The sequence below is a fragment of the Sphingopyxis sp. SE2 genome (assembly GCF_032227185.1).
Classification (GTDB): domain Bacteria; phylum Pseudomonadota; class Alphaproteobacteria; order Sphingomonadales; family Sphingomonadaceae; genus Sphingopyxis.
In genome coordinates this window covers 542773-565172 of the sequence record NZ_JAPMXW010000001.1, presented here as the reverse complement: position 1 = coordinate 565172, position 22400 = coordinate 542773, and the positions used below count along the sequence as shown (strand labels likewise).

The window sequence follows — 22400 nt, the reverse complement described above, 5'->3', positions numbered from 1 at the left end:
GCTCACTTCATCGCCTCCAGCTTCGCGACGATTTCGGGCACCTGATCGGCGAGGATCACGCCCTGAATCTGCTCGCGGATGATTCCCTTGCCGTCGATCAGGAAGGTTTCGGGCACCCCCGACGACCCGAGCGCGATCTGGACGCTGCTCTGCATGTCCGACCCGATGCGGTCGAACGGATTGCCATATTCTCTCAGGAACATCGCGACATCCTCGGGGCGGTCGCGAATCGCGATGCCGTCGATCGGCACCCCCGCGGCCTTCAGCGCCTCGAGCTGCGGCGCCTCGGCGCGGCACGGGATGCACCAGCTTGCAAAGACATTGACGAGGCGCGGCTTGCCGTCGGCAAGCTGGCTGCTCTTCAGCCCTTCGACTCCAGCGGTCGCGGGCGGCAGGTCGAACAAGGGCATCGGCTTGTCGATCCACTGCGACTGGATCAGCGTCTCGGCGGGCGTCACCAGCCGATAGATGAAGGCGCCGAACAGCAGCCCCATGATCGCCAAAGGCACGAAAAGGACCCAGCGGTTCTTCATGGCGCGAAACGTTCCTGTAATTTGCGGGCACGCCGCGCGCGCCAGATTGCCAAAAGCTGCGCGCGGCCGAGCATCGACAGCGCCGCGCCGACGGCGATCAGGCCGCCGCCGAGCCAGATCCACCACACCAGCGGCTTCCACCACAGGCGGATCTGGTAGCGGTCGGCGCGCCCGTCGTCGCTCGTCACCGGCTGGCCGAGCACGGCATAAAGCTGCCCGCCCGGCCGCGTCAGCAGCGCCGCCTCGTTGGTCTCGGTCGGCGCGGTGCCCATCAGGCCGGGAAAGGTGCGTGCCTCGGGCTTCATCGTAAAGCGGCTTCCCGACGATGTCGTCGCGACCAGCGTCCCCTCGATCGCGGTATAATTCGGCCCCGCGACGGGCTTCACCCCGACGAACTTCACCGAAAAATCGCCGATCCTGATATCGTCGCCGGGTGCCGCCGCGACCAGCCGCTCCTTGATGAACGCGCTTTCGGCGCCCATGCCGGCGAGGCACACCGCGACGCCGAAATGCGCCACCACCATGCCCCACGTCGGCAGCGGCGTGCGGCGAAGATTGCGTCCCCACAGCGGCGCAAGGCTCGCGACCGCGACGATCCCCGCGACGGTCATCCCGAGCAGCGGCAAGATGCCCACCTTGCCGCCGAACAGGACCAGCCCGAACAGCACCGCGGCGCCCGCGAACAGCGCCAGCGGCAGCCGCGACCACAGCCGCTTCCCGTCATCCTTGCGCCAACTGAGCAACGGCCCCGCGACCATGACGAGGCAGAGGATCAGCGCAAGCGGCCCCGCGACGCGGTTGTAATAGGGCGGCCCGACCGAAATCTTCTCGCCCATCGCCTCGGCGACGATCGGATAGAGCGTGCCGAGCAGCACGAGCGCGAGGATCGTCGTCAGAAGCAGATTGTTGATCACCAGCGAACCCTCGCGGCTCAGCAGCGCGAATTTCTTGCCCTCGGCGACCGTTCCCGCGCGCAGCGCGAACAGGGTGAGCGCGCCGCCGATATAGATCGCCATCAGCACGAGCAGAAAGGTGCCGCGCTCGGGATCGACCGCAAAGCTGTGGACGCTCGTCAAGAGCCCCGACCGCACGATGAAGGTGCCGACCATCGACATCGAAAAGCCGATCACCGCGAGCATCACCGTCCACGCGCGCAAGGCGTTGCGCGTCGCGGTCACCGCGACCGAATGGAGCAAGGCCGCGCCCGCGAGCCACGGCACGAGCGAGACATTCTCCACCGGGTCCCAGAACCACCAGCCGCCCCAGCCGAGCTCATAATAGGCCCAGTAACTGCCCGCGGTGATCCCCAATGTCAGGAAAATCCAGCTGCCGAGCACCCACGGCCGCATCGCGCGCGCGAACGCCGGGCCGATCTCACGCGTGATCAGCGCGCCGACGGCAAAGCTGAATGCGACCGACAACCCGACATAGCCGACGTAGAGCGTCGGCGGATGGAAGGCCAAACCGATGTCCTGCAACAGCGGGTTCAATCCCTGCCCGTCGGGCGGCGCCACCGGCAGCCGTTTGAACGGGTTCGACGAAAAGAGCAGGAACGCGAAAAAACCAAGGCTGAGCGCCGCCTGCGCCGCGAGCGTCGCGACCAGCGTATCCTCGCGCAGCCTTTTCTCGAAAATCGCGATCAACCCGCCGGACAGCGACAGGATCATCAGCCACAGCAGCATCGATCCTTCGTGATTGCCCCACGTCCCCGCGATCTTGAAGATCATCGGTTTCAGGCTGTTGCTGTTGCGAGCGACGAGTTCGACCGACATGTCGGAGCGTACGAACAGCGCGATCAGCAGGCCGAAGGCGGCCGTGGTCAGCACGCCCTGCGCAACGCTCGCCGGCCGGACGAGTGATGCGAGATCCTTGGGTCCGCCGCGCAGGAACAGGGTTCCAGCGATAAGCGTAAGGCATGCGAGCGCCGCGGCGATCCAAAGCAGAGCAAGGCCGAGTTCGGCGATCATTGGGCTACACCTCTACCCAACACGCCGTCACCCCGGCGAAGGCCGGGGTCTCGCCGTCTGCGCCCATACGCTCCGGCGAGACCCCGGCCTTCGCCGGGATGACGGAATAGGGTAAGCCGGATCATACCCCCGCCGGCGCTTTCATATTCTTCGGCATCTCGCCCATCTGCGGCGGCATATAGCGCTCGTCATGCTTCGCGAGGATACGATCGGCAACGAACACCCCGTCGGCGCGCATCCGGCCGTCGGCGACCATGCCGCTCTCCTCGCCGAACAGGTCGGGGACAATGCCCTTATATTCGACCGGCACCGACGCCTTGCCGTCGGTCGCGACGAAGCGGATCGTCAGCCCGTCGGCCTGCCGCGCGATGCTGCCCTTTGCGACCATGCCGCCCAGCCGCATCGCCTCGCCGACTTCGGCCTTGCCGCCCTGCACTTCGATCGGCGTGCGGAAATAGGCCGCCTCGTCACGCAGCGCACTCGCCGCGAGCACGCCCGCACCGCCGATGCCCGCGAGTGCCACGGCGGCCAAAATCAATCTTTGATGCTTCGGTTTCATCGAGGATCCCTGCGCAGCGCATCGCTGCGCTTCTCGGCCTTTTTCATCGCACGCCAGCTCGCCCACAGCACCGCCCCGGTCAGCACGGCCGTGAGCCCATAGGCCGCGGCGACGAACGCCCATTGGCCGCCCCCGCTGATCACCCCCGTCACGCGTCAATCCTCCTCGTCGGCCAATCGCCGCAGCCGCGCCGCGACGCGATTGTCGGCGATGATCCGCCGCATCCGCATCAATACGATCGCCCCGAATAGCAGCGAAAAGCCGAGCACGGTCAAGCCCAGCGGCCACAACAAGGCGCCGTCGATGCTCGAACCGGTCAGTGTGATGCTCGGCCCTTGATGCAGGCTGTTCCACCACACGACGCTGCGGTTGATGATCGGAATATTGATCGCGCCGACGAGCGCATAGATCGCCGCGCCGCGCGACAGCGAACCGCCCTGCCGCTGGCCGTCATCGCCGCTCGTCAGCGCAATGAAGCCCGCGTAAAGGAACAGCAGGACGAGCATCGAGGTCATCCGCCCGTCCCACTCCCACCAGGTCCCCCAGGTCGGACGGCCCCAGATCGATCCGGTCGCGAGGCACAGCGCGGTGAACAGCATCCCCGGCACCGCGATCGCACGCGCCGCGATGCCCGACAAGGGATGGCGCCATACGAGCTGGACCAATCCCGCCACCGCCAGCGACGTCCAGCCGCCCATGCCGAGCCAGGCCGAGGGGACATGGACATAAAGAATGCGCGCGGTTTCGCCCTGCTTGTAATCGCCCGGCACCATCGTCAGCCCGGCGAACGCACCGCCGAGCACGAGCAACAGCCCGGAGCCGAGCAACCACGGCGTCAGCGGCTTGGCGATCGCCAGAAAACGGGTCGGATTGGCATAGGCGTGCATCGGTTTCGCGTCGTCCTTAGGCGAGCCGGACAAGAGGGTCCAGCAATTTGCCCGGCGCGGCGCTGCGAATGCGGGGAACGGCCGGTGACGGCCGCTCGATCCTCCCCATCGCGAAGCGATGGGGAGGGGGAGTGTTGGGTCGTCCAGTCCCCCGGACTGGACTTGGATTGCCGGGGGCAATCCAACCCTACACTCCGCGAAGCGGTGGTGGAGGGGTCTGGCCTTGCACCGACGCCTGACGGCGTCGACCCCTCCGTCAGCCCTGCGGGCTGCCACCTCCCCATTGCTGCGCAAAGGGAGGATCTGGGCAGCATCCCCCGCCCCCAAACCGCCGAAACTTCACCCCTCCGGCCGCGTCCAAATCCAGCTCCCGGTCACCGCCGCGGCGAGCACCGGCAGCATCACCCATGGCCAGGGCGAAAAGATCGCGGCGAGCACGATACTCAGCGCAAAGGCGGCCGTCGCGGCGATCTTGCCCTTGCGGCTGATCGCCCCCTTCTCGCGCCACGCGACGATATGATGCCCGAAATGCGGATGGTTCAGCAGCCAGGCCTCGAGCCGCGGCGACGATCGTGCGAAACAGAAGGCCGCGAGGATGACGAACGGCACGGTCGGCAGCAGCGGCAGAAAGGCGCCGATCGCGCCAAGCCCCAACGACGCCCAGCCCGCGACCAGATAGAAATGCCGTTTCATGCCAAGCTGGCTTAGCGGAAATGAACGTCCGCACCACCCACCAATATCGTCATCCCGAAACGGATTAACCCCGCCCGATCAACTTCTGCGCCATCCGGTCCGCGACAACCGACGCCGGCGTCCCGCTCGCCTTGCTCTCGGCCCAGATTTCGGCCAGCCGGCCCGGGATCTGGTGAATGCGGCTCTCGACTTCCTCGCGGCTGCCCTGCCCCAGATATTCGAGCGCGACGTTGATGATGCCGCCCGCGTTGATCACATAATCGGGGGCATAGACAATGCCGCGATCGTGCACGCGCTGGCCATCGGCGGCGGTCGCGAGCTGGTTGTTCGCGCCGCCCGCAACGATCGGCACGCGCAGCTTGGCGATGCTTTGCTCGGTCAGGATCGCGCCGAGCGCGTTGGGGCTCAGCACATCGGCCTCGACCTCCATGATCGCCGCCGAATCGGCGAGCTCGGCGCCGAGTTCTTCGGCGAGCGCCTTCGCACGCGCCAGATTGACATCGGCTAGGGTCAGCTTCGCACCTTCGGCCGCCAGCCGCCGCGCAACGCCGCCGCCGACGCTGCCGACGCCCTGGATCGCGATGCGGACATCCTTGGCGCTGTCGGTGTTCAGCCCTTCGCGAATCGCCGCCTTGATGCCCAGATAGACGCCAAGCGCGGTGAACGGCCCTGGGTCGCCGCCGGCATCGGCCCCGCTCGCCACCGGCAAGCCGCTGACATGCTTCGTCTGCTTGGCGATCTCGACCATGTCGGCGTCGGTGATCCCGACATCCTCGGCGGTCACATAAGCGCCGCCGAGCGAATCGACCGCGCGGCCGAACGCCGCGAGCAGCTCGGGGGTCTTTGCCGCGCCTTCGTCGGCGAGGATCACGCCCTTGCCGCCGCCCATCGGCAGGCCGGCCATCGCATTTTTGTAGCTCATGCCGCGCGACAGGCGCAGCGCGTCGGTGATCGCCGCCGCGCGCTGCGGATAATGCCAGTAACGCACCCCGCCCGCGCCGGGGCCGAGGTGCGTCGAGTGGACCGCGATGACCGCCGTAAGACCGCTCGCCCGATCGCGGAACATGTGGACATGTTCATGATCGTCGAAATCGGCGAAATCCCAGACAGCAGACATGCGCGGCTCCTCGCATTAGAAAATTACGTATAGACGCAATAATCCAATAGAGATGAAGAGTCACCCCAAATCCCGCATATGCGCAACGATAGAGAAAATGGGGCGATCAACGGGGCTCGAACCCGCGACCTCCGGTACCACAAACCGGCGCTCTAACCAACTGAGCTATGATCGCCACATGCCCGGCGAAACCGCCTGCGACAGCGCGCGGCGATAGGCGCGCCCACCCCCTTCGTCAAGCATTGTTCGCTTGGGAGCAAGCCACTAAAAGCGCGCCATGGCTGGCAATGATCATGTCGATATGAGGGCCTCGGGCGCCGACCGCACCGCCGACCGGCTTGCCGCGGTCCCCGGCATTCGCCGCGCGCCGACGCCGAAGCTCCAGCAGTTCATGCTGTCGCGTTTCCTCGAAGCCGACACCTGCGCCGCGCTGATCGCGCAGATCGACCGCGACGTGCGCCCGTCGACCATCGCCGACCCGAATGGCGACGCAGCCTTCCGCACCAGCACGACCTGCGACCTCGACCACCGCGACCCGCTGGTGATCGCTGTCAACAACCGCCTTCACGACCTGACCGGCATTCCGCTCGAATATGGCGAGCCGATGCAGGGCCAGCGCTACGACGTCGGGCAGGAATTCAAGGCGCACACCGACTATTTCGATCCGCACGGCGCCGATTGGGAAACCTATTGCGCGGTGCCCGGCCAGCGGAGCTGGACGCTAATGATCTATCTGAACGAGCCGGCGGCGGGCGGCGCGACGCGCTTCCTCGCCACCGGCAAAATGCACCAGCCCGAGGTCGGCAAGCTGCTCGCCTGGAACAATATAAGGCTCGACGGCAAAGCGAACCCCGACACGCTCCACCACGGGATGAAGGTGCGCAAGGGCCGCAAATATATCATCACCAAATGGTTCCGCGAACGGCCGTGGCCGTGGGCGGAGGGGGAGCTGGGATGACTGCATAAAAGAGACGTCACCCCGGCGAAGGCCGGAGTCTCGCTCGTGCGTCTCGACGCGCCGATGAGATCCCGGCCTTCGCCGGGATGACGAATTGAGGATTACTTCACCAGCCGATACTGGAAATTCAGCGTCAGCGTGTTCGCGACCTGCCCCGGCTCGACGGGCGTCGCTTTCGCCTCCGCCGCCATCAGCCCGCGCGCATAGGGCATCGGCGGCTGCGGGCCGCCAAAGCTGCCTTCGCTGATCGAGACCAGCTCGACGCCGCGGAAACCGGCCAGCTTCGCATAATCCTGCGCTTTCGCCTCGGCCGCCTTGATCGCCGCGCCGCGCGCGCCGACCAGCTGGGCGTCGGCATCCTTCATGCCGAACCACGGGCCGTCGATATTGGTGCCACCCGCGGCGACCAGCGCGTCGAGTAGCGGACCGATGTCGTCGATCTTGCCCGTGGTCGCGCGAACCGTGTTGCTGACCTGATAGCCGAGGAAGCGCGGCGGCTGGCCGTCGGTGCGGTTGTTATAGTCGTACTGCGGCGACAGGTTGATGCCGCTCGTCTGGATGTCCTCGGCCTTGATCCCGCGCGCCTTCGCTGCGGCGATCAGCTTGTCCATCGCCGCGGCATTGGCGCGCATCGCTTCGACCGCGGTCGGCGCGGTCGTCGTCACGCCGGCGCCGACGGTCGCCTGGTCGGGGCGCGAGCGCACCTCCTCGCTGACGCTGAAGCTCAGGATCGGACCTTGCGTCGTTGCTGCCGTCACCGTCGAACCTCCTTGCTGCGCGACAGCGGGCGCCGCCGCCATCAGGGCCAGACCGGATGCCATAGCTGCGAGCATTTGCTTCGTCATTTCATTCTCCTGCGAACCGGGCTTTCGGTTCATTATGATCTCCGCCCCGTAACGCAGACGGAGCGAACGCGTTCCGGCCTTTGCCCGCTGCGCGCTTGCATCAGGCTGAACGTATCGGTAGCGCGCCGTTCATCATGGCTGCTCCCATTCTCTCTTATGAAGGCCTCGGCCTCGTCCAAGGCAGCGGCTGGCTGTTCCAGGACCTCGACATCTATGTCGGCGAACGCGACCGCCTCGCGCTCATCGGCCGCAACGGCGCCGGCAAGACGACTTTGCTCAAACTGCTCGCGGGGCGCATCGATCCCGACAAGGGCAAGCGCACGATCGTCCCCGGCACCCATGTCGTGATGCTCGAACAGGAACCCGACTTCCGTCCCTTTGCAACACTGATGGACTTCGCCATTTCCGGCGACGACGGCCCGCCCGAACATGAGGTGGCCGCCATCGCCGACCAGCTCGGCATCGACATGAGCCGCACCGCCGCCAGCGCCTCGGGCGGCGAGCGGCGCCGCGCCGCGCTCGCCCGCGCGCTCGCGCAGAATCCCGACGTGCTGCTGCTCGACGAGCCGACCAACCATCTCGACCTCGCCGCGATCGACTGGCTCGAAAGCTGGCTCGCGCGCTACACCGGCGCCTTCGTCGTGATCAGCCACGACCGTACCTTTCTCACCCGCCTGACGCGTCAGACGCTGTGGCTCGACCGCGGCAGCATCCGCCGCAAGGAAATCGGCTTCGGCGGCTTCGAGGAATGGAGCGACGCGGTCGCCGCCGAGGAAGCGCGCGCCGCGCAAAAGCTCGATTCGAAACTGCGGCTCGAGGCGCACTGGCTCGAACGCGGCGTCACCGCGCGGCGCAAGCGCAATCAGGGCCGGCTCGAGAAGCTCAAGGAAATGCGCGCCACCCGCGCCGCGATGATCGGCGGCCCCGGCGTCGCCAAGCTCGGCCTCGCTAACGACGATGTGCGCTCGAAATCGGTGATCGTCGCCGAGGACGTGTCGAAAAGCTTCGGTGACCGCACGATCATCAAAAACCTCGACTTCCGCGTCCAGCGCGGCGACCGCATCGGCATCGTGGGTGCCAACGGCGCGGGCAAGTCGACCTTGCTCAAACTGCTGACCGGCGAGATCGAACCCGACAGCGGCATCATCACCCTCGCCCCGACGCTCGACGGCATCATCATCGACCAGCAGCGCAGCCTGATGTCGCCCGACAAGACCGTCCGCGACATCCTCGCCGACGGCGGCGACTGGGTCGAGGTGCGCGGCGTCAAAAAACATATCCAGGGCTATCTCAAGGAATTCCTCTTCGACCCCGGCGTCGTCGAGGCGAGTGTGGGCGCGCTCTCGGGCGGCGAACGCTCGCGCTTGCTCCTTGCGCGCGAATTCGCCCGCGAATCGAACCTGCTCGTCCTCGACGAGCCGACCAACGACCTCGACCTCGAAACGCTCGACCTGCTCCAGGAAGTCATCGCCGACTATGCCGGCACCGTCCTGCTCGTCAGCCACGACCGCGACTTCCTCGACCGCACCGTCACCGTGACGCTCGGCCTCGACGGGTCGGGCAAGGTCGATATCGTCGCGGGTGGCTATGCCGACTGGGAAGCGAAGCGGACCAAGCCGAATGCCGCCAAAACCAAGGCATCGGGCACCGCGCCGCCTCCGCCGCCCACAGCGCGCAAGAAACTGAGCTACAAGGACCAGCGCGACTACGACCTGCTGCCCGCCCGGATTGAGGAGATCGAGACGGAGATGGCGGGGATCGAAACCGAGCTGTCCGACGGCGCCCTGTTCACCCGCGACAGTGCGCGCTTCAACGCCCTCACTGCAAAGCTGGACACGCTGCGTGAAGAAAAGGCGACGGTAGAAGATCGCTGGCTCGCGCTGGCGGAAGAAGTCGAAGCGTTAGGGTAAACGGCGATCGCCAGCTTCGACGGCGGGGCGGCTTAAGCATGGGGAGCTACCGTTACGATAGTGAGCTGATTTCTCCTCCCGCAAGCGGGAGGGGCGAAGAAAGGTCAGCTTCCGGTCGTTTCCTGCCATTTCGTCACCCCGTCCCGTAAAACCCCGCCAGCCGGTCGAGCGCCAGCCCCAGCACCAGCTTGCCCGACCGCGCCGGCCAGCCGAGCCCCTTCTCCGCGCAGCCGATCCCCTCGCCCGCGCAGATCACCCGCCAGCAGATATCGGCGAGCCCCGGCCCTGCCGCGTCGAGCGCCGCGTGAAAGCGCCGGTGCGCATCGATCCGGGCGAGCGACGCGTCGGATGCGGGCGCGCCGCCGCGGCTCTTTCCCGGCGGCGCGGCATCCCAGCGCATCGTCACCCGCGCCGACAGCCCCGCGCGCTCGTAATCGCTGCGAAGCCGCTCGCCCGCCCCGAGCTGCGCCGGGGTGAGCATTCCGCGTGACGCGAGCCAAGCGATCGGACTCTCGGCGACATTCACCGTTACATGCCGCATCACCTGCGGCCCGGCCTTGCCCGGATCGACCCGGTCGTCAGGATGGATGCGCGTTTCGAGGCGGCGTGCGGTCATGCGATTCTCCTTTGCTGCACGCCGGGCTTGACACTGGATTATTTTGTAGGAAAGAGGAAACCGATTTGGTTATTCGAGGGCCGTCCACATGATCAATAGCATTCGCTCCGTCCGCCGCGCCAAGGGCCTGACGCTCGAGGAGGTCGGCCAGCGCTGCGTCCCGCCGACCACGGCGCAGACGATCGGCCGCCTCGAAACGGGTACGCGCACCCTGTCGCTCGGCTGGATGAACCGCATCGCCGCGGCGCTCGGCGTCGACGCCGCCGAGCTCGTCCAGCTGCCGCAGGATACGCAGCTCACGATCACCGCGCTGCTCGGCGCCGAGGGCGCGCAGGCGCCGACGCGCGTCGAGCAGGCGCTCACCGCGCGCCCGGGCGAGGATATGGTCGCGGTGCGCGTCACCTCGTCGATCGGCGATTATCGCGCGGGCGACGAAATCTGGTGCCGCCGCATCGAGGGCGACTGGGCGAGCGTGCTCAATCGCGATCTGCTCGTGCCACGCCCCGCCGGCCGTTTCTTCTTCGCGCGCCTGCTCAACGTCGACGGCGAAAAGCTGCATCTGCTCCCGCTCGGCACCGGTCAGCGCCAGCAGGTCGTCAGCAATCCGCCTTGGGCGGCCGTCGCCGTCCGCCTGCTCCGCACGCTATAACAGCATTCCGTTCGCCCTGAGTTTGTCGAAGGGCCGTCCTTTTTCTCTAAACGCGCAAGGAAGAACGGTGCTTCGACAAGCTCGGCACAAACGGCGGAGAGGTCGGGCATGAATCAGCCCCTCCGCGTCCTCAGCATCGCGACGCTGTTCCCCGACGCCGCGCGGGCGAACTTCGGCCTGTTCGTCGAGAAAAGCCTGCGCGCGCTCGCCGCACAGCCCGGGATTGAACTCACCATCGTCGCGCCGGTCGGCCTGCCGCCCTTTCCGCTGTCGCTGCACCGGCGCTACCGCGCGCTTCGCGGCCTGCCGCGAGCCGAGCAATGGAACGGCGTCACCGTCCTGCGCCCGCGCTTCACGCTGATCCCGCGCTACGGTGCGCGCTTCAATCCCGCGCAGATTGCGCGCGGGGTCCTCGCCGCGGTGCGCGATCGCAAATTCGACGTCGTCGATGCGCAATTCTTCTACCCCGACGGCCCTGCCGCGATGCGCGTGGCCCACGCGCTCGGCCTCCCCTTTTCGGCGAAGGCGCGCGGCGCCGACATCAGCCATTTCGGCCATGGCCCCGCGACAAGATCGCAAGTGATCGAAGCCGGCGCCAGGGCCGCGGGTCTGCTTGCGGTATCCGAAGCGATGCGCGGCGACATGGCGGCGATCGGCATCGACCCGCAAAAGGTCGCGGTCCACTACACCGGCATCGACACCGCGCGCTTCCACCCCGGCGACCGCGCGGCGGCCCGCGCCGCGCTCGGCATGGGCGATGCGCCCGCACTCCTCACCGTCGGCGCGCTCATCGCGCGCAAGGGGCAGGCGCTGGTGATCGCGGCGCTGCCCGCGCTGCCCGGCGCCCACTACTGGCTCGCCGGCGCCGGCGAGGAAGAAGCCCGCTACCGCACGCTCGCCCGCGAACTCGGAGTCGAAACCCGCGTCCATTTCTTCGGCCCCGTCGCCAACGCCGACCTGCCGCAGCTCTATCGCGCCGCCGATGCCGTCGTCATGCCTTCGGCGAGCGAGGGCCTTGCCAATGCGTGGGTCGAAGCGCTCGCCTGCGGCACGCCGATCGTCATCAGCGACGCCGGCGGCGCCGCCGAACTCGTCACCTCGCCGCTCGCCGGCCGCATCGTCGAGCGCACGCCGCAGGCGATCGCCGAAGCGGTGCAAGTGCTCCTCGCCACCCCGCCCTCTCCCGCCGACGTCGCCGCCAGCCTCGGCGGGCGTTTCGACTGGGATCGCAACGGCCGCGAGCTCGCCAATCATCTGCGTCGCTGTGCCGGGGTCTAGATACGCCAACGCCGGCCCGCTCGCGGAGCGGACCGGCGCGGGTTATTCCTGAATGCCGACGATCAGACGACTGCGCCGTCGTCCTTGCGCTCGACGCGCTCGCCGCCCTCGATCCCCGCGACGGTGCGCGGCACAAAGCTGTGCGGACCGACCTTCAGCCACACCAGCACCGGCGTCGACATCAGGATCGACGAATAGGTGCCGACGAAGACGCCGAACAGCATCGCCGCGGTGAAGCCGAAAATGACGTCGGGGCCCATCACCAGCAACACGCCAAGCGCGAGCAGGATCGACACGCTGGTCATCACGGTGCGCGCCAGGGTTTCGTTGATGCTGAGGTTCAGCAGCGGGACGATGTCCATCTTGCGATATTTTTTGAGGTTCTCGCGAATACGGTCATAAACCACAATCGTGTCGTTGAGCGAATAACCGACGATCGTCAGCAGCGCTGCAACGCTGTTCAGGTCGAATTGCAACTGGGTGATCGCGAAAAAGCCGAAGGTCAGCGCAACCTCGTGGAACAGACGGCCGAGCGCGCCGACCCCGAACTGCCATTCGAAGCGGATCCAGATATAGATCGAGATGCCGAGCATCGCGAGCGCAAGGCTGATCGCGCCGGTGCGCAGCAATTCTTCGGACACCTTGCCCGACACGGTTTCGACCGATCCGGTCTTCGCGGTCGGGAACGCCTTCTGGATGCCGGCGACAAGCTGCTGCCCCGCGCGTTCGGCCGCGGCCTTGTCGCCATCGGGAAGCGCGGTGCGGATCGACACCGCGCTGTCCGACCCGAATTGCTGGATCGTCGCCTCGCCGATGCCGATCTCGCGCACGGCTTCGCGAATATCCTCGATCGGCGGCATTTCCTGGGTGAACTCGACGCGAACCGACTGGCCGCCGACGAAGTCGATGCCAAGGTTCAGGCCCTTGACCGCCACCAGCGCGATCGAGACCACGACAAGGAAAAAGCTCATGAAGGAGGCGAGCTTGCGCCACTTCAAAAAGTCGTAATTGGTGTCGTCGGGGACGAGTTTGAGCAGGCGCATCTTTCGCTCCCTCCTTTAGATATTGATCGACGTCGGGCGATTGGTCCGCAGCCAATGGGCGACGAACATGCGCGTGACGGTAACTGCGGTGAAGACGCTGGTGACGATCCCGATGGTCAGCACCACCGCGAAGCCCTTGATCGGGCCCGAGCCGAACCAGAACATCAGCGCCGCGGCGATGACATTGGTGACGTTGGCGTCGAAAATCGCGCGGCTGGCCTCGGTATAGCCGAGTTCGACCGCCTGGAACGGCCGCCGCCCGCGTTTCAATTCCTCGCGGATACGCTCGTTGATCAGTACGTTCGCATCGACCGCCGCGCCGACGGTCAGCACGAAGCCTGCGATGCCCGGCAAGGTCAGCGTCGCATTGAATGCCGCCATGATCGCGATGATCAGGAAGACGTTGAAGACCAGCGCGAGGTTCGCATAGACGCCAAAGCGGCCATAGACGACGAGCATCAGCGTCAGCACCGCCACCGTCGCGATGATCCCCGCCAGCACGCCCTTTTCGATCGAATCCTGCCCAAGTTCGGGCGAAACGGTGCGCTCTTCGACGACCGTCATCTTCACCGGCAATGCGCCCGAACGCAGAGAGATCGCCAGCGCGTTGGCGCTCGCGACGCTGAAGCTGCCCGAAATCTGCGCGCTGCCGCCCAGGATCGGTTCATTGATCGACGGCGCCGACAGCACCTTGCCGTCGAGCACCATCGCAAAGCGCTTGCCGACATTCTGCGCGGTCACCTTGGCAAAGGTGCTCGATCCGCCCGAATCGAAACGAATCGAAACGACCGGCTGCCCGGATTGCGGGTCATAGCTCTGCTGCGCGTTGATCAACTGCTCGCCGCTGATCATCACTTGGCGGCGCAGGACCTCGAACGGCGCGCCGCTGCCCTCGCCCTCGGCATAGGGGACGATTTCGCTGCCCACCGGCACGCGACCAGCAGCGGCTTCGGCCGGGTCGGCATTGGTGTCGACCATGCGGAATTCGAGGCGCGCGGTCTTGCCGATCAGCTCCTTGAGCGCGGCCGGATCCTGCAGGCCAGGGACCTGCACAACGACGCGGTCATTGCCTTCGCGGATGATCGTCGGTTCGCGCGTGCCGAGCGCGTTGACGCGCTTGTCGATGATGTCGCGCGCCGTATCCATCGCGTTCGCGACCGCCTGCGCCTGTCCCGCGCTCGTCGGGGTCAGCACGATACGCTGCGAATCGACGACATTGATATTCCAGTCGCGCTGGCCGGTGAGGCCCGCACCCTGCGTCTCGCTGAACAGTCGCTCGCGCGCCTCGTCGAGCTGCGCCTGATCGCGAACGAGGAAGCTGATCCCGCCGCCCGCATTCGACAGCTCGCCGATCGCGATATCGTCGTCGGGACCGCTGTCGCCGCGCATCGCGGTGCGTACGGTCTTTTCCATATTGGTAAGCTGCGTCTTGCGCAGATCGGCGATATCGGCCTCGAGCAAGAGGTGGCTACCACCGGCTAGGTCGAGCCCCAGGTTGACCTTCGCCTGCGCAAAGCCCGGCAGGCTTTCGAACGCCTTGGTCGGCAGGAAGCTGGGGATGGAAAAGAGAATACCGAGCAGCAGGATGATGCTGATGCCGATGGTCTTCCAGCGCGGGAAATCGAGCATAGTCTTGAGGATCCGATAGCAAGAGCGGGGGCCGGGGGAGCGCCGGCCCCGCCGCGTCAGTCGTTGGCGGGCTTGCCACCGGGCTGCAGGACGTCGGCCAGGGTCGACTTCACGACCTTGATCTTCACCCCCTGTGCGATTTCGACATCGACGAAATCATCGTCGACGCGCGTGATCTTGCCGACGATGCCGCCCCCGGTCACCACCTGATCGCGCGGCTTGACCGCCGCGACCTTGGCGCGATGTTCCTTGGCGCGCACCTGCTGCGGGCGGATCAGGAAGAACCAGAACACCGCGAAGATCAGCAGATAGGGGACCAGCATCAGGAAACCGGCAGCCCCGCCGCCCGATCCGGCCGCCTGGGTCAGAAGCAATTGCGTCGACATGGATGAAAAACTTTCGTTACAGGCAGCGCCCGATCCCCTCCGGAGCGAGCGCGCAAATATGGCGCGGCGCCTATCATGCAGGGGCCTTGCGCGCAACCGGTCGTGCGCCCCTCCCCCGTGGCAAGCGCGCCCGAAATGGGGTCCCGGGCGGCGAGATCAAGCCCGTGGCATCGATCGGGTCGAAAAGCCGCCATCGCGGCTTGCATCCCCCGCCAAGGCGCGCTAGGGGCCTCGCCTGCCCAATCGGGCCGGTCGGGACGTAGCGCAGCCTGGTAGCGCATCACACTGGGGGTGTGGGGGTCGGAGGTTCGAATCCTCTCGTCCCGACCAATTTTACCGGCAGGAACAGCAAAGCGCAGGGATGGCGAAAGCCACCCCTACCGCCATGCGCGCGGGCCGCGCACAGCTATGCAAGATTTGCACCCGACCGCGGGGAGTTGGCAGCTTCACGACGAACGTCTGAAAAGGGGTGGGCTTAAGCCGTTCCCCTCCCTTTTAGGGAGGGGTTAGGGGTGGGTGCGCGAGCGCAGCGAGTAATAAGGAAGAACGTCGCCTTCGGCGGCTACCCACCCCCGGCCCCTCCCTAAAAGGGAGGGGAGAGATATGTCCGCAATCGGTCGATTGCCGTCGTAACCGTCGTCTTCCTCCACCAAGCGATCCTGATCGCCACCGCTTGAGCATCGCGATACAGCGCACTACGAGCGCCCGCATGGAATTTACCCCCGAAATCTTCGCCTTCCTGATCGCCGTCGCCTTTCTCGCGGGGACGATCGACGCGATGGCGGGCGGCGGCGGCCTCCTCACGATCCCGGCGCTGATGGCCGCGGGCGTGCCGCCGGTGTCGGCGCTCGCGACGAACAAGCTGCAAAGCACGATCGGCACCGGATCGGCGTTTGCGACCTTCTGGCGCGCGGGGCATGTCGACCTCCGCCGCTTCGCCTGGCCCGCGACCGGCGCCTTTGCCGGCTCGGTGCTAGGCGCGACGGCGGTGCAATATGTGGGCTCGGATTTTCTCGCCGCTTTCGTGCCCATCCTCCTGATTGCGATGGGGCTTTATTTCCTGCTCGCACCATCGATGAGCAGCGTCGACCGCCACGCGCGCACCGGCCCGCTCGGCCTCACCCTCATCGTCGCCGCGCTCGGCTTCTACGACGGCTTCTTCGGTCCGGGCACCGGCTCGTTCCTGACGCTGACGCTCGTCGCGCTCGGCGGACTCGGGCTGGTCCGCGCGATCGGCAACACGAAACTCCTCAACCTCGCGACCAATATCGCGGGCCTGCTCGCGATGATCGTCGGCGGCCACGTCCTCTGGCTGCTCGGCCTGTCGATGGCCGCCGCCAATGTCGCGGGCAATCAGCTCGGCGCGCGGCTCGCGATCCGCTTCGGTGGGCGCGGGGTGCGGCCGCTGCTCGTCGTCATGTCCTTCGCGCTCACCGCAAAGCTGCTCGCCGACCCCGCCAATCCGCTCTGGGATCTGTTTTAGGGCTCGCCCTCGCCTTCGCCCTCCGCCGGCGGCGGCGGCGGCGGCGCAGCCCGCATCTTGCGGGTGGCTTGCATTTCGGCCTTGTCGACCGCGCCATCGCCATTGGCATCGGCGCGCTTGATGAAAGCGTCGATCTTTTCGGGGCTCTTCAGCGTCGCGTCGCCGCGCCGTTCGGCGCGCATTTCCATCATCTTCGTGATTTCGGCCTTGTCGAGCTTGCCGTCGCCATTGGCATCCATCCGCTCGAACATGCGCCCGCCACCCTGCGGCGGCTGCGCGGCGGCAACAACCGGCAGCGCCAGACCCAGCGAAGCGACAATCCATATAGCTGTCTTCACGTCATTTCCTCTCGAATGATGCGGCGAACCCACCGCGACGCCCCGGCGTCAACCCAATGACGGCGCGATGTCGCAAAATTGTCCCAGCACCGCTCGGACCGTCACGGTTTCAGCACGACCTTCCCCACCACCGCGCGCCGCTCGAGCATTGCAAAGCCCTCGCGCCAGTCGGCGAGGTCGAGCGCGGCGTGGACGTGCGGTCGGATCTTGCCTGCATTCGCCAGCGCGTCGATCGCCGCGACATTCTCCGCCCCGCGCTCGGGAAAGCGCCGGCCATATTCGCCCGCGCGCACGCCGACGACCGAGAATCCCTTGATCAGCGGCATATTCACCGACACCTCGGGAATCCGGCCCGAGGCAAAGCCGACGACGAGCAGGCGTCCCCCAAACGCGATGCAGCGCGTCGATTCGTCGAAGACATCGCCGCCGACCGGATCGAAGATCACATCGGCGCCCTTGCCGCCGGTCAGCGCCTTCACCTCCTCGCGGAACCCCGCCCCCGCCGCGATCACCGCATCGGGCGCATAAAGCCGCGCGACCGCGTCGCGTTTTTCTTCGCTGCTCGCCGCCGCGATCACCCTTGCGCCCAGGGCCTTCGCCAGATCGACCGTTGCCAGCCCGACGCCCCCCGCCGCGCCATGGACGAGCAGCCACTCGCCCGGTTCGATCCGCGCGCAGCGGATGAGCGCGACATAGGCGGTCAGATAGGCGACCGGATAGGCGGCCGCCGCCTCCCAGCTCAAACCGGGGGGTTTCGCGCGCAACGCGCTGGCAGGAACGACGGCATATTCGGCCATCGCGCCAAAGCGATTGCCGCCGACGACCGCGTCGCCCGCCGTCCAGCCGGCCACCTCCTCGCCCACCGCATCGACCTCGCCCGCGAACTCCAGCCCCGACACAAAGGGAAGCTCGGGCTTCAGCTGATAGCCGCCCGATGTCATCAGCAGGTCGGGAAAATTCACGGCCGCCGCGCGCACGCGCACCCGGACTTCGCCGGGTCCGGGCACCGGCATCGGCAGTTCGGCCAGTCCCGCGCCGCCATGGTCGGGGAGCAATTCACGCACCTGCAAAGCCCGCATCGCGAAAAAGCCTTTCCTACAATATTCCAATATGGCTCGTTCTGCTCATTCAACCAACCAGAAGGAGCGAATCATGCCAAGACCCGACCCACTAGCCAGCGACGCCGACGCGTTGATCGACGCCGTCATCGACCGCGAAGGCCGTTATGTAAACCACCCCGCCGATCGCGGCGGCCCAACCTGCTGGGGCATCACCGAAGCGGTGGCGCGCGCCGAGGGCTATACGGGGAACATGCGGGGCCTCCCGCGCGCCGATGCCGCGTCGATCTATCGCCGCCTCTATTGGCTGCGTCCCGGTTTCGACCGCGTTGCGCTGCGCGCCGCGAAGATCGCCGCCGAACTGTTCGATACCGGCGTCAATATGGGCACTGGCACCGCGGCGGGTTTCCTTCAGCGCGCGCTCAACGCGCTCAACCGCGCCGCGCGCGATTATCCCGACATCGCGGTCGACCGCGAAATCGGCCCCCGCACCCTGTCGGCGCTCGACGGCTTTTTGAAAGCGCGCGGCAGGGGCGGCGAAACCGTCCTCCTCCGCGCGATGGAGGCGCTGCAGGGCGAACGCTACATCGCGCTCGCCGAGCGCCGCCCGAGCCAGGAAGCCTTTCTCTACGGCTGGCTCGCGAACCGCGTCGGCGACGCAAACCCCTGATTGGGCGCGCATAGGAGCGTCAACTTAGTCAACTTTCAAAGGATATCGATATGAGCATCATCGAAGGCCTGATCGGCCCCATCGCCAAGCTGATCGACAAGATCATTCCCGATCCCGAAGCGCGCGACCGCGCCAAGCTCGAACTGATCAAGCTCGAGGGCAGCCAGGAAATGGAGGCGATCCGCACCCGGATGACTGCGATCGTCGCCGAGGCGAACAGCGCCGACCCGTGGACCAGCCGCGCGCGGCCGAGCTTCCTCTACGTCATGTATGCGCTCTTGCTCTGGGCGATCCCGATGGGCCTGATCGCAGCCGCGCGGCCCGACATGGCAAAGGGCATCGCCGAGGGCATGAATGCCTATCTCGCGGGTATCCCCGAACCGCTCTACGCGCTCTTCGGCACGGGGTATCTGGGGTATACGGCTGCCAGAGCTTGGGGGAAAGCGAAGGGGGTCGAAAGCTAACACCCACATCCGTTCGTGCTGAGCTTGTCGAAGCACCGTTCTTCTTCTGAACATCGCAAAAGAAGGAACAGCCCTTCGACAGGCTCAGGGCAAACGGATTCAAAGATGGGTTTACTCCACCACCCCCGCCAAATTCGCGAGCGAGCTATTGAGCCCCGCTTCATGATCCTTCGCCGAAATCCCCGGCGGCACATGGTGCGCGTCGATCGTGACCAGCGTGCCGCCGCCCTTGCGCGACAGATACCAGTGCATCGCCATCGTTCCCGAAAAGCGCGGATCGTCGGACTCGAACTCGACCTCCCAGACGATCAGACGCCCCTCGTCGAGCGTCGGGATATGCACTTCGACGACATCGCTGTCGTCGTCGCTCTTGGTTTCGACATCCGGGTCGTCGAAGGTGAGCCGCAGCCGGAATCCGCCGCCCGCGCGCAAGTCGCAATGCTCGAACGCGCCCGTCGCGCCCTCGGGCGGCAACCAGCGCGCCAGCTTGTCGGCGCTGGTGAAGGCCGCGAACACGTCGACCAGTGGCGCCGCGATCAGCCGCTCGGCATGATCGGTGCGCCGCGTCTTCTTGGTGGGTTTCAAGTCCGTCGGCTTCAGGCGAGCGCGGCTTTGACCGCCGCAACGGCGTCGTTCGCCGCGCCGCCGTCGGGACCACCGCCCTGCGCCATGTCGGGACGGCCGCCACCACCCTGCCCGCCGAGCGCCGCGACCGCGGCCTTGACGAGATCGACCGCGCTATGGCTACCCGTCCGGTCGTCGGTCACCCCGACCGCGACCGAGGCGCGACCGTCGTTGACCGCGACGAGCATCGCGACGCCGCTGCCGACCTGTTTCTTGAGGCCGTCGACCGTGCCGCGCAACTCCTTGGGGTCGAGCCCGTCGACCACCTGCGCGAGGAACGCGACATCGCCGACCTGCTCGACCGCCGGGCCGGCCGCTGCGCCGTCGCCACCGCCCCCAGAACCGCTAAGGGCAAGAGCCTTCTTCGCATCGGCGAGCTCGCGCTCGGCCTTCTTGAGCTGCTCGGCGAGCGCCGCGACGCGCGCCGGCACCTCGTCGGGCGAGGTCTTGAGCGCCGCCGCTGCCGCTTTCAGCGCCTCGTCGCGGCCGTTCAGCCACTGCCGTGCCGCCTCGCCGGTCAGCGCCTCGATGCGCCGCACGCCAGAGGAGACCGCGCTTTCGCTCACGATCTTGAACAACGCGATGTCGCCGAGCGCCCGGACGTGCGTCCCGCCGCAAAGCTCGACCGAATAATGATGATCGTCCGCCGCACCCATCGAAAGCACGCGCACTTCATCGCCGTATTTCTCGCCGAACAGCGCCAACGCCCCTGCCGCAACCGCGTCGTCGGGCGTCATCAGCCGCGTCGACACCGCCTCGTTGCCGCGGATCTGGGCGTTCACCTGCGCTTCGATCTCGGCGATCTCCTCGGCGCTCAGCGCCTTGGGATGCGAGAAGTCGAAGCGGAAACGATCCTCGGCGACCAGACTGCCCTTTTGCGTCACATGCCCGCCGAGCTGGTTGCGGAGAGCGGCGTGCAGCAGGTGCGTCGCGCTGTGGTTGGCGCGGATGCGGTCGCGGCGTTCGGCATCGACCGTCAGCTGCACCGTGTCGCCGACCTTCAGCGTTCCGGCTTCGAGCTTCGCCTGATGCGTGTGCAGGCGGCCGAGCGGCTTGCCGGTGTCGCTCACCGACGCCTTCGCGCCTTCGAGCGTCGCGATCGTCCCCGCGTCACCCATCTGGCCGCCGCTTTCGCCATAGAAGGGCGTCTGGTTGGTCAGCACGACGACCTCGTCGCCCGCCTTGGCTTCGTCGACCGGCTTGCCGTCCTTGACGAGGCCGATGACCGTCGCTTCGCCCGCTGTCGAGGTATAGCCGGTGAACTCGGTGCTGCCGTTGGTCTCGGCGAGGTCGAACCAGATTTCGTCCGACGCCTTCTCGCCGCTGCCCTTCCACGCCGCGCGCGCCGCCGCCTTCTGCTGCGCCATCGCGGCGTCGAAGCCGGCGCGGTCGACCGCGATGTCCTGTGTGCGCAGCGCGTCCTCGGTCAAATCGTAAGGAAAACCATATGTGTCGTAAAGCTTGAACGCGACATCGCCCGCCAGCGTATCGCCCTTGCCCATGCCCACCGTTGCCTCGTCGAGCAGCTTCAGCCCCTTGTCGAGCGTCTGGCGGAACTTGGTTTCCTCGCGTTCGAGCGTCTCGGCGATCAGCGGCTGCGCGCGGATCAGCTCGGGATAGGCGGCGCCCATCTCGGCGGTCAGCGACGGCAGCAACCGGTGCATCAGCGGGTCTTTCGCGCCAAGCAGATGCGCGTGACGCATCGCGCGGCGCATGATCCGGCGCAGCACATAGCCGCGTCCTTCATTGGACGGCAGCACGCCATCGGCGACAAGGAAGCTCGATGCGCGCAGGTGATCGGCGATCACGCGGTGGCTTGCCTGCGTCGCGCCTTCGGCGGGCACGCCCGTCAGGTCGACCGACGCCGCGATCAGCGCCTTGAACGTGTCGGTGTCGTAATTGTCGTGGACGCCCTGCATCACCGCGGCGACGCGCTCGATCCCCATGCCGGTGTCGATGCTCGGCCGCGGCAGGTCGACGCGCTCGCCCCCCGGCATCTGCTCATATTGCATAAACACGAGGTTCCAGATCTCGACGAAACGATCGCCGTCCTCTTCGGGCGAGCCTGGCGGGCCGCCCCAGATATGGTCGCCATGGTCATAGAAGATTTCGCTGCACGGCCCGCACGGCCCGGTGTCGCCCATCGACCAGAAATTGTCGCTCGTCGCGATACGGATAATCCGCTCGTCGGGCAGGCCGGCGATCTTCTTCCACAGGTCGAACGCCTCGTCGTCGGTGTGATAGACGGTGGCGGTCAGCTTCTCGGGAGCGAGGCCCCAGGTCTTGGTGATCAGCGTCCAGGCATGGTGGATCGCCTGTTCCTTGAAATAGTCGCCGAAGGAGAAATTCCCCAGCATTTCAAAAAATGTATGGTGCCGCGCCGTATAGCCGACATTGTCGAGATCGTTATGCTTGCCGCCGGCGCGCACGCACTTCTGCGCCGACACCGCGGTGCTGTAGGGGCGCTTCTCGAGCCCCGTGAAGACATTCTTGAACGGCACCATGCCCGCGTTGACGAACATCAGCGTCGGGTCGTTATACGGCACCAGCGGCGCCGACGGCTCGATATGGTGGCCCGCTCCCCCGAAATAATCGAGGAAAGAGCGGCGAATGTCGTTGGTCGATGTCATGCGCGCGATCTAGTGCGGAATGGCGCGTTTCTCAAGCGCGATACGCGCGGCAGCCGAACGCCG

General features: G+C 66.6%; 23 protein-coding genes and 2 tRNA genes. 8 read left to right on the top strand and 17 right to left on the bottom strand.

The genetic code is table 11. The features are described from left to right. Window positions 1-2 precede the first annotated feature (2 nt). From OVY29_RS02480 to OVY29_RS02445, 8 genes are all read right to left on the bottom strand, one after another. Complete coding sequence (locus tag OVY29_RS02480) at window positions 3-533, bottom strand: DsbE family thiol:disulfide interchange protein (protein WP_037554740.1); 531 nt, start codon at window positions 531-533, stop codon at window positions 3-5. Then, complete coding sequence (locus OVY29_RS02475) at window positions 530-2500, bottom strand: heme lyase CcmF/NrfE family subunit (RefSeq protein WP_313910780.1); 1971 nt, start codon at window positions 2498-2500, stop codon at window positions 530-532. Before OVY29_RS02475 ends, OVY29_RS02480 begins: the two co-directional genes overlap by 4 nt. 121 nt (window positions 2501-2621) lie before the next feature. Further along, complete coding sequence (gene ccmE, locus OVY29_RS02470) at window positions 2622-3059, bottom strand: cytochrome c maturation protein CcmE (protein WP_037554736.1); 438 nt, start codon at window positions 3057-3059, stop codon at window positions 2622-2624. Continuing rightward, a complete protein-coding gene (locus OVY29_RS02465; protein WP_152567588.1) occupies window positions 3056-3211 on the bottom strand; it encodes a heme exporter protein CcmD in 156 nt (51 codons plus the stop codon). Before OVY29_RS02465 ends, ccmE begins: the two co-directional genes overlap by 4 nt. Window positions 3212-3214: 3 nt before the next feature. After that, a complete protein-coding gene (gene ccmC, locus OVY29_RS02460; RefSeq protein ID WP_313912035.1) occupies window positions 3215-3946 on the bottom strand; it encodes a heme ABC transporter permease CcmC in 732 nt (243 codons plus the stop codon). Window positions 3947-4285: 339 nt separating this feature from the next. Then, entirely contained in the window at window positions 4286-4639 is a 354-nt protein-coding gene (locus OVY29_RS02455; protein WP_037554733.1) for a YbaN family protein, read from the bottom strand. Window positions 4640-4703: 64 nt separating this feature from the next. After that, window positions 4704-5756, bottom strand: coding sequence for a Glu/Leu/Phe/Val family dehydrogenase (locus tag OVY29_RS02450; protein ID WP_037554731.1), 1053 nt, complete (start codon window positions 5754-5756; stop codon window positions 4704-4706). Between the two features lie 98 nt (window positions 5757-5854). After that, a tRNA-His gene (locus tag OVY29_RS02445) sits at window positions 5855-5931 on the bottom strand. Between the two features lie 102 nt (window positions 5932-6033). Between OVY29_RS02445 and OVY29_RS02440 the strand changes: the two genes are divergently transcribed. After that, entirely contained in the window at window positions 6034-6714 is a 681-nt protein-coding gene (locus OVY29_RS02440; protein ID WP_313910779.1) for a 2OG-Fe(II) oxygenase, read from the top strand. A gap of 101 nt (window positions 6715-6815) precedes the next feature. Here the strand turns inward: OVY29_RS02440 and OVY29_RS02435 are convergent, their stop codons facing one another. After that, on the bottom strand, window positions 6816-7559 hold the full coding sequence (locus tag OVY29_RS02435; protein ID WP_200880160.1) for an SIMPL domain-containing protein: 744 nt from the start codon (window positions 7557-7559) through the stop codon (window positions 6816-6818). A gap of 134 nt (window positions 7560-7693) precedes the next feature. Here OVY29_RS02435 and OVY29_RS02430 point away from each other — a divergent pair, with 134 nt between their 5' ends. Continuing rightward, a complete protein-coding gene (locus tag OVY29_RS02430; RefSeq protein ID WP_313910778.1) occupies window positions 7694-9469 on the top strand; it encodes an ATP-binding cassette domain-containing protein in 1776 nt (591 codons plus the stop codon). Window positions 9470-9602: 133 nt separating this feature from the next. On the opposite strand, the gene OVY29_RS02425 is transcribed toward OVY29_RS02430, so the two are convergent. Continuing rightward, entirely contained in the window at window positions 9603-10085 is a 483-nt protein-coding gene (locus OVY29_RS02425) for a DUF6456 domain-containing protein (protein ID WP_052182144.1), read from the bottom strand. Window positions 10086-10173: 88 nt separating this feature from the next. On the opposite strand from OVY29_RS02425, the gene OVY29_RS02420 reads away from it, so the two are divergent. Together OVY29_RS02420 and OVY29_RS02415 are read left to right on the top strand one after the other, a co-directional pair. Beyond that, window positions 10174-10734, top strand: a complete 561-nt coding sequence (locus OVY29_RS02420; protein WP_058536123.1) for a helix-turn-helix domain-containing protein — start codon at window positions 10174-10176, stop codon at window positions 10732-10734. A gap of 108 nt (window positions 10735-10842) precedes the next feature. After that, a complete protein-coding gene (locus tag OVY29_RS02415) occupies window positions 10843-12012 on the top strand; it encodes a glycosyltransferase (protein WP_313910777.1) in 1170 nt (389 codons plus the stop codon). Between the two features lie 62 nt (window positions 12013-12074). On the opposite strand, the gene secF is transcribed toward OVY29_RS02415, so the two are convergent. Genes secF through yajC form a run of 3 tightly spaced genes read right to left on the bottom strand, consistent with a single transcriptional unit; the run spans window position 12075 to window position 15070 of the window. Further along, window positions 12075-13055: a protein translocase subunit SecF gene (gene secF, locus OVY29_RS02410; protein WP_037554727.1), complete on the bottom strand. Its 981-nt coding sequence runs from the start codon at window positions 13053-13055 to the stop codon at window positions 12075-12077. Window positions 13056-13070: 15 nt separating this feature from the next. Next, window positions 13071-14684: a protein translocase subunit SecD gene (secD, locus tag OVY29_RS02405; RefSeq protein WP_313910776.1), complete on the bottom strand. Its 1614-nt coding sequence runs from the start codon at window positions 14682-14684 to the stop codon at window positions 13071-13073. 56 nt (window positions 14685-14740) lie between these two features. Further along, window positions 14741-15070, bottom strand: coding sequence for a preprotein translocase subunit YajC (gene yajC / locus OVY29_RS02400; protein WP_052182143.1), 330 nt, complete (start codon window positions 15068-15070; stop codon window positions 14741-14743). A 253-nt stretch (window positions 15071-15323) separates the two neighbouring features. Here yajC and OVY29_RS02395 point away from each other — a divergent pair. Together OVY29_RS02395 and OVY29_RS02390 are read left to right on the top strand one after the other, a co-directional pair. After that, a tRNA-Pro gene (locus tag OVY29_RS02395) sits at window positions 15324-15400 on the top strand. A gap of 379 nt (window positions 15401-15779) precedes the next feature. Then, window positions 15780-16553 (top strand): TSUP family transporter, encoded by a 774-nt coding sequence (locus OVY29_RS02390; protein WP_313910775.1) that lies wholly within the window; start codon window positions 15780-15782, stop codon window positions 16551-16553. Here OVY29_RS02390 and OVY29_RS02385 read toward each other — a convergent pair. Next, window positions 16550-16891 carry an EF-hand domain-containing protein gene (locus OVY29_RS02385; RefSeq protein ID WP_313910774.1) on the bottom strand — a complete coding sequence of 114 codons (342 nt, stop codon included), beginning with the start codon at window positions 16889-16891 and terminating at the stop codon, window positions 16550-16552. The two genes, OVY29_RS02390 and OVY29_RS02385, sit on opposite strands and share 4 nt — an antisense overlap. A 101-nt stretch (window positions 16892-16992) precedes the next feature. Then, the gene (locus OVY29_RS02380; protein ID WP_037554723.1) at window positions 16993-17970 is read right to left on the bottom strand and encodes an NADPH:quinone oxidoreductase family protein; all 978 of its coding nucleotides are present in this window, start codon (window positions 17968-17970) and stop codon (window positions 16993-16995) included. A 73-nt stretch (window positions 17971-18043) separates the two neighbouring features. Between OVY29_RS02380 and OVY29_RS02375 the strand changes: the two genes are divergently transcribed. Both OVY29_RS02375 and OVY29_RS02370 read left to right on the top strand, forming a co-directional pair. Further along, complete coding sequence (locus tag OVY29_RS02375) at window positions 18044-18619, top strand: glycoside hydrolase family 108 protein (RefSeq protein WP_313910773.1); 576 nt, start codon at window positions 18044-18046, stop codon at window positions 18617-18619. A gap of 50 nt (window positions 18620-18669) precedes the next feature. Continuing rightward, window positions 18670-19083 carry a holin family protein gene (locus OVY29_RS02370; RefSeq protein WP_037554721.1) on the top strand — a complete coding sequence of 138 codons (414 nt, stop codon included), beginning with the start codon at window positions 18670-18672 and terminating at the stop codon, window positions 19081-19083. A gap of 111 nt (window positions 19084-19194) precedes the next feature. Here the strand turns inward: OVY29_RS02370 and OVY29_RS02365 are convergent, their stop codons facing one another. Together OVY29_RS02365 and alaS are read right to left on the bottom strand one after the other, a co-directional pair. Beyond that, complete coding sequence (locus tag OVY29_RS02365; protein ID WP_037554720.1) at window positions 19195-19668, bottom strand: SRPBCC family protein; 474 nt, start codon at window positions 19666-19668, stop codon at window positions 19195-19197. Window positions 19669-19679: 11 nt separating this feature from the next. Beyond that, entirely contained in the window at window positions 19680-22337 is a 2658-nt protein-coding gene (gene alaS / locus OVY29_RS02360) for an alanine--tRNA ligase (RefSeq protein WP_313910772.1), read from the bottom strand. Window positions 22338-22400 lie beyond the last annotated feature (63 nt).

Coding starts and splice junctions, on each gene's coding strand:
- ccmC (WP_313912035.1), bottom strand. CDS start 3,946: ATGCACGCCTATGCCAATCCGACCCGTTTTCTGGCGATCGCCAAGCCG.
- OVY29_RS02455 (WP_037554733.1), bottom strand. CDS start 4,639: ATGAAACGGCATTTCTATCTGGTCGCGGGCTGGGCGTCGTTGGGGCTT.
- OVY29_RS02480 (WP_037554740.1), bottom strand. CDS start 533: ATGAAGAACCGCTGGGTCCTTTTCGTGCCTTTGGCGATCATGGGGCTG.
- secF (WP_037554727.1), bottom strand. CDS start 13,055: ATGCGCCTGCTCAAACTCGTCCCCGACGACACCAATTACGACTTTTTG.
- OVY29_RS02430 (WP_313910778.1), top strand. CDS start 7,694: ATGGCTGCTCCCATTCTCTCTTATGAAGGCCTCGGCCTCGTCCAAGGC.
- OVY29_RS02370 (WP_037554721.1), top strand. CDS start 18,670: ATGAGCATCATCGAAGGCCTGATCGGCCCCATCGCCAAGCTGATCGAC.
- OVY29_RS02390 (WP_313910775.1), top strand. CDS start 15,780: ATGGAATTTACCCCCGAAATCTTCGCCTTCCTGATCGCCGTCGCCTTT.
- secD (WP_313910776.1), bottom strand. CDS start 14,684: ATGCTCGATTTCCCGCGCTGGAAGACCATCGGCATCAGCATCATCCTG.
- OVY29_RS02450 (WP_037554731.1), bottom strand. CDS start 5,756: ATGTCTGCTGTCTGGGATTTCGCCGATTTCGACGATCATGAACATGTC.
- OVY29_RS02380 (WP_037554723.1), bottom strand. CDS start 17,970: ATGCGGGCTTTGCAGGTGCGTGAATTGCTCCCCGACCATGGCGGCGCG.
- OVY29_RS02415 (WP_313910777.1), top strand. CDS start 10,843: ATGAATCAGCCCCTCCGCGTCCTCAGCATCGCGACGCTGTTCCCCGAC.
- OVY29_RS02425 (WP_052182144.1), bottom strand. CDS start 10,085: ATGACCGCACGCCGCCTCGAAACGCGCATCCATCCTGACGACCGGGTC.
- OVY29_RS02435 (WP_200880160.1), bottom strand. CDS start 7,559: ATGACGAAGCAAATGCTCGCAGCTATGGCATCCGGTCTGGCCCTGATG.
- yajC (WP_052182143.1), bottom strand. CDS start 15,070: ATGTCGACGCAATTGCTTCTGACCCAGGCGGCCGGATCGGGCGGCGGG.
- ccmE (WP_037554736.1), bottom strand. CDS start 3,059: ATGAAACCGAAGCATCAAAGATTGATTTTGGCCGCCGTGGCACTCGCG.
- OVY29_RS02420 (WP_058536123.1), top strand. CDS start 10,174: ATGATCAATAGCATTCGCTCCGTCCGCCGCGCCAAGGGCCTGACGCTC.
- OVY29_RS02440 (WP_313910779.1), top strand. CDS start 6,034: ATGGCTGGCAATGATCATGTCGATATGAGGGCCTCGGGCGCCGACCGC.
- OVY29_RS02475 (WP_313910780.1), bottom strand. CDS start 2,500: ATGATCGCCGAACTCGGCCTTGCTCTGCTTTGGATCGCCGCGGCGCTC.
- alaS (WP_313910772.1), bottom strand. CDS start 22,337: ATGACATCGACCAACGACATTCGCCGCTCTTTCCTCGATTATTTCGGG.
- OVY29_RS02375 (WP_313910773.1), top strand. CDS start 18,044: ATGCCAAGACCCGACCCACTAGCCAGCGACGCCGACGCGTTGATCGAC.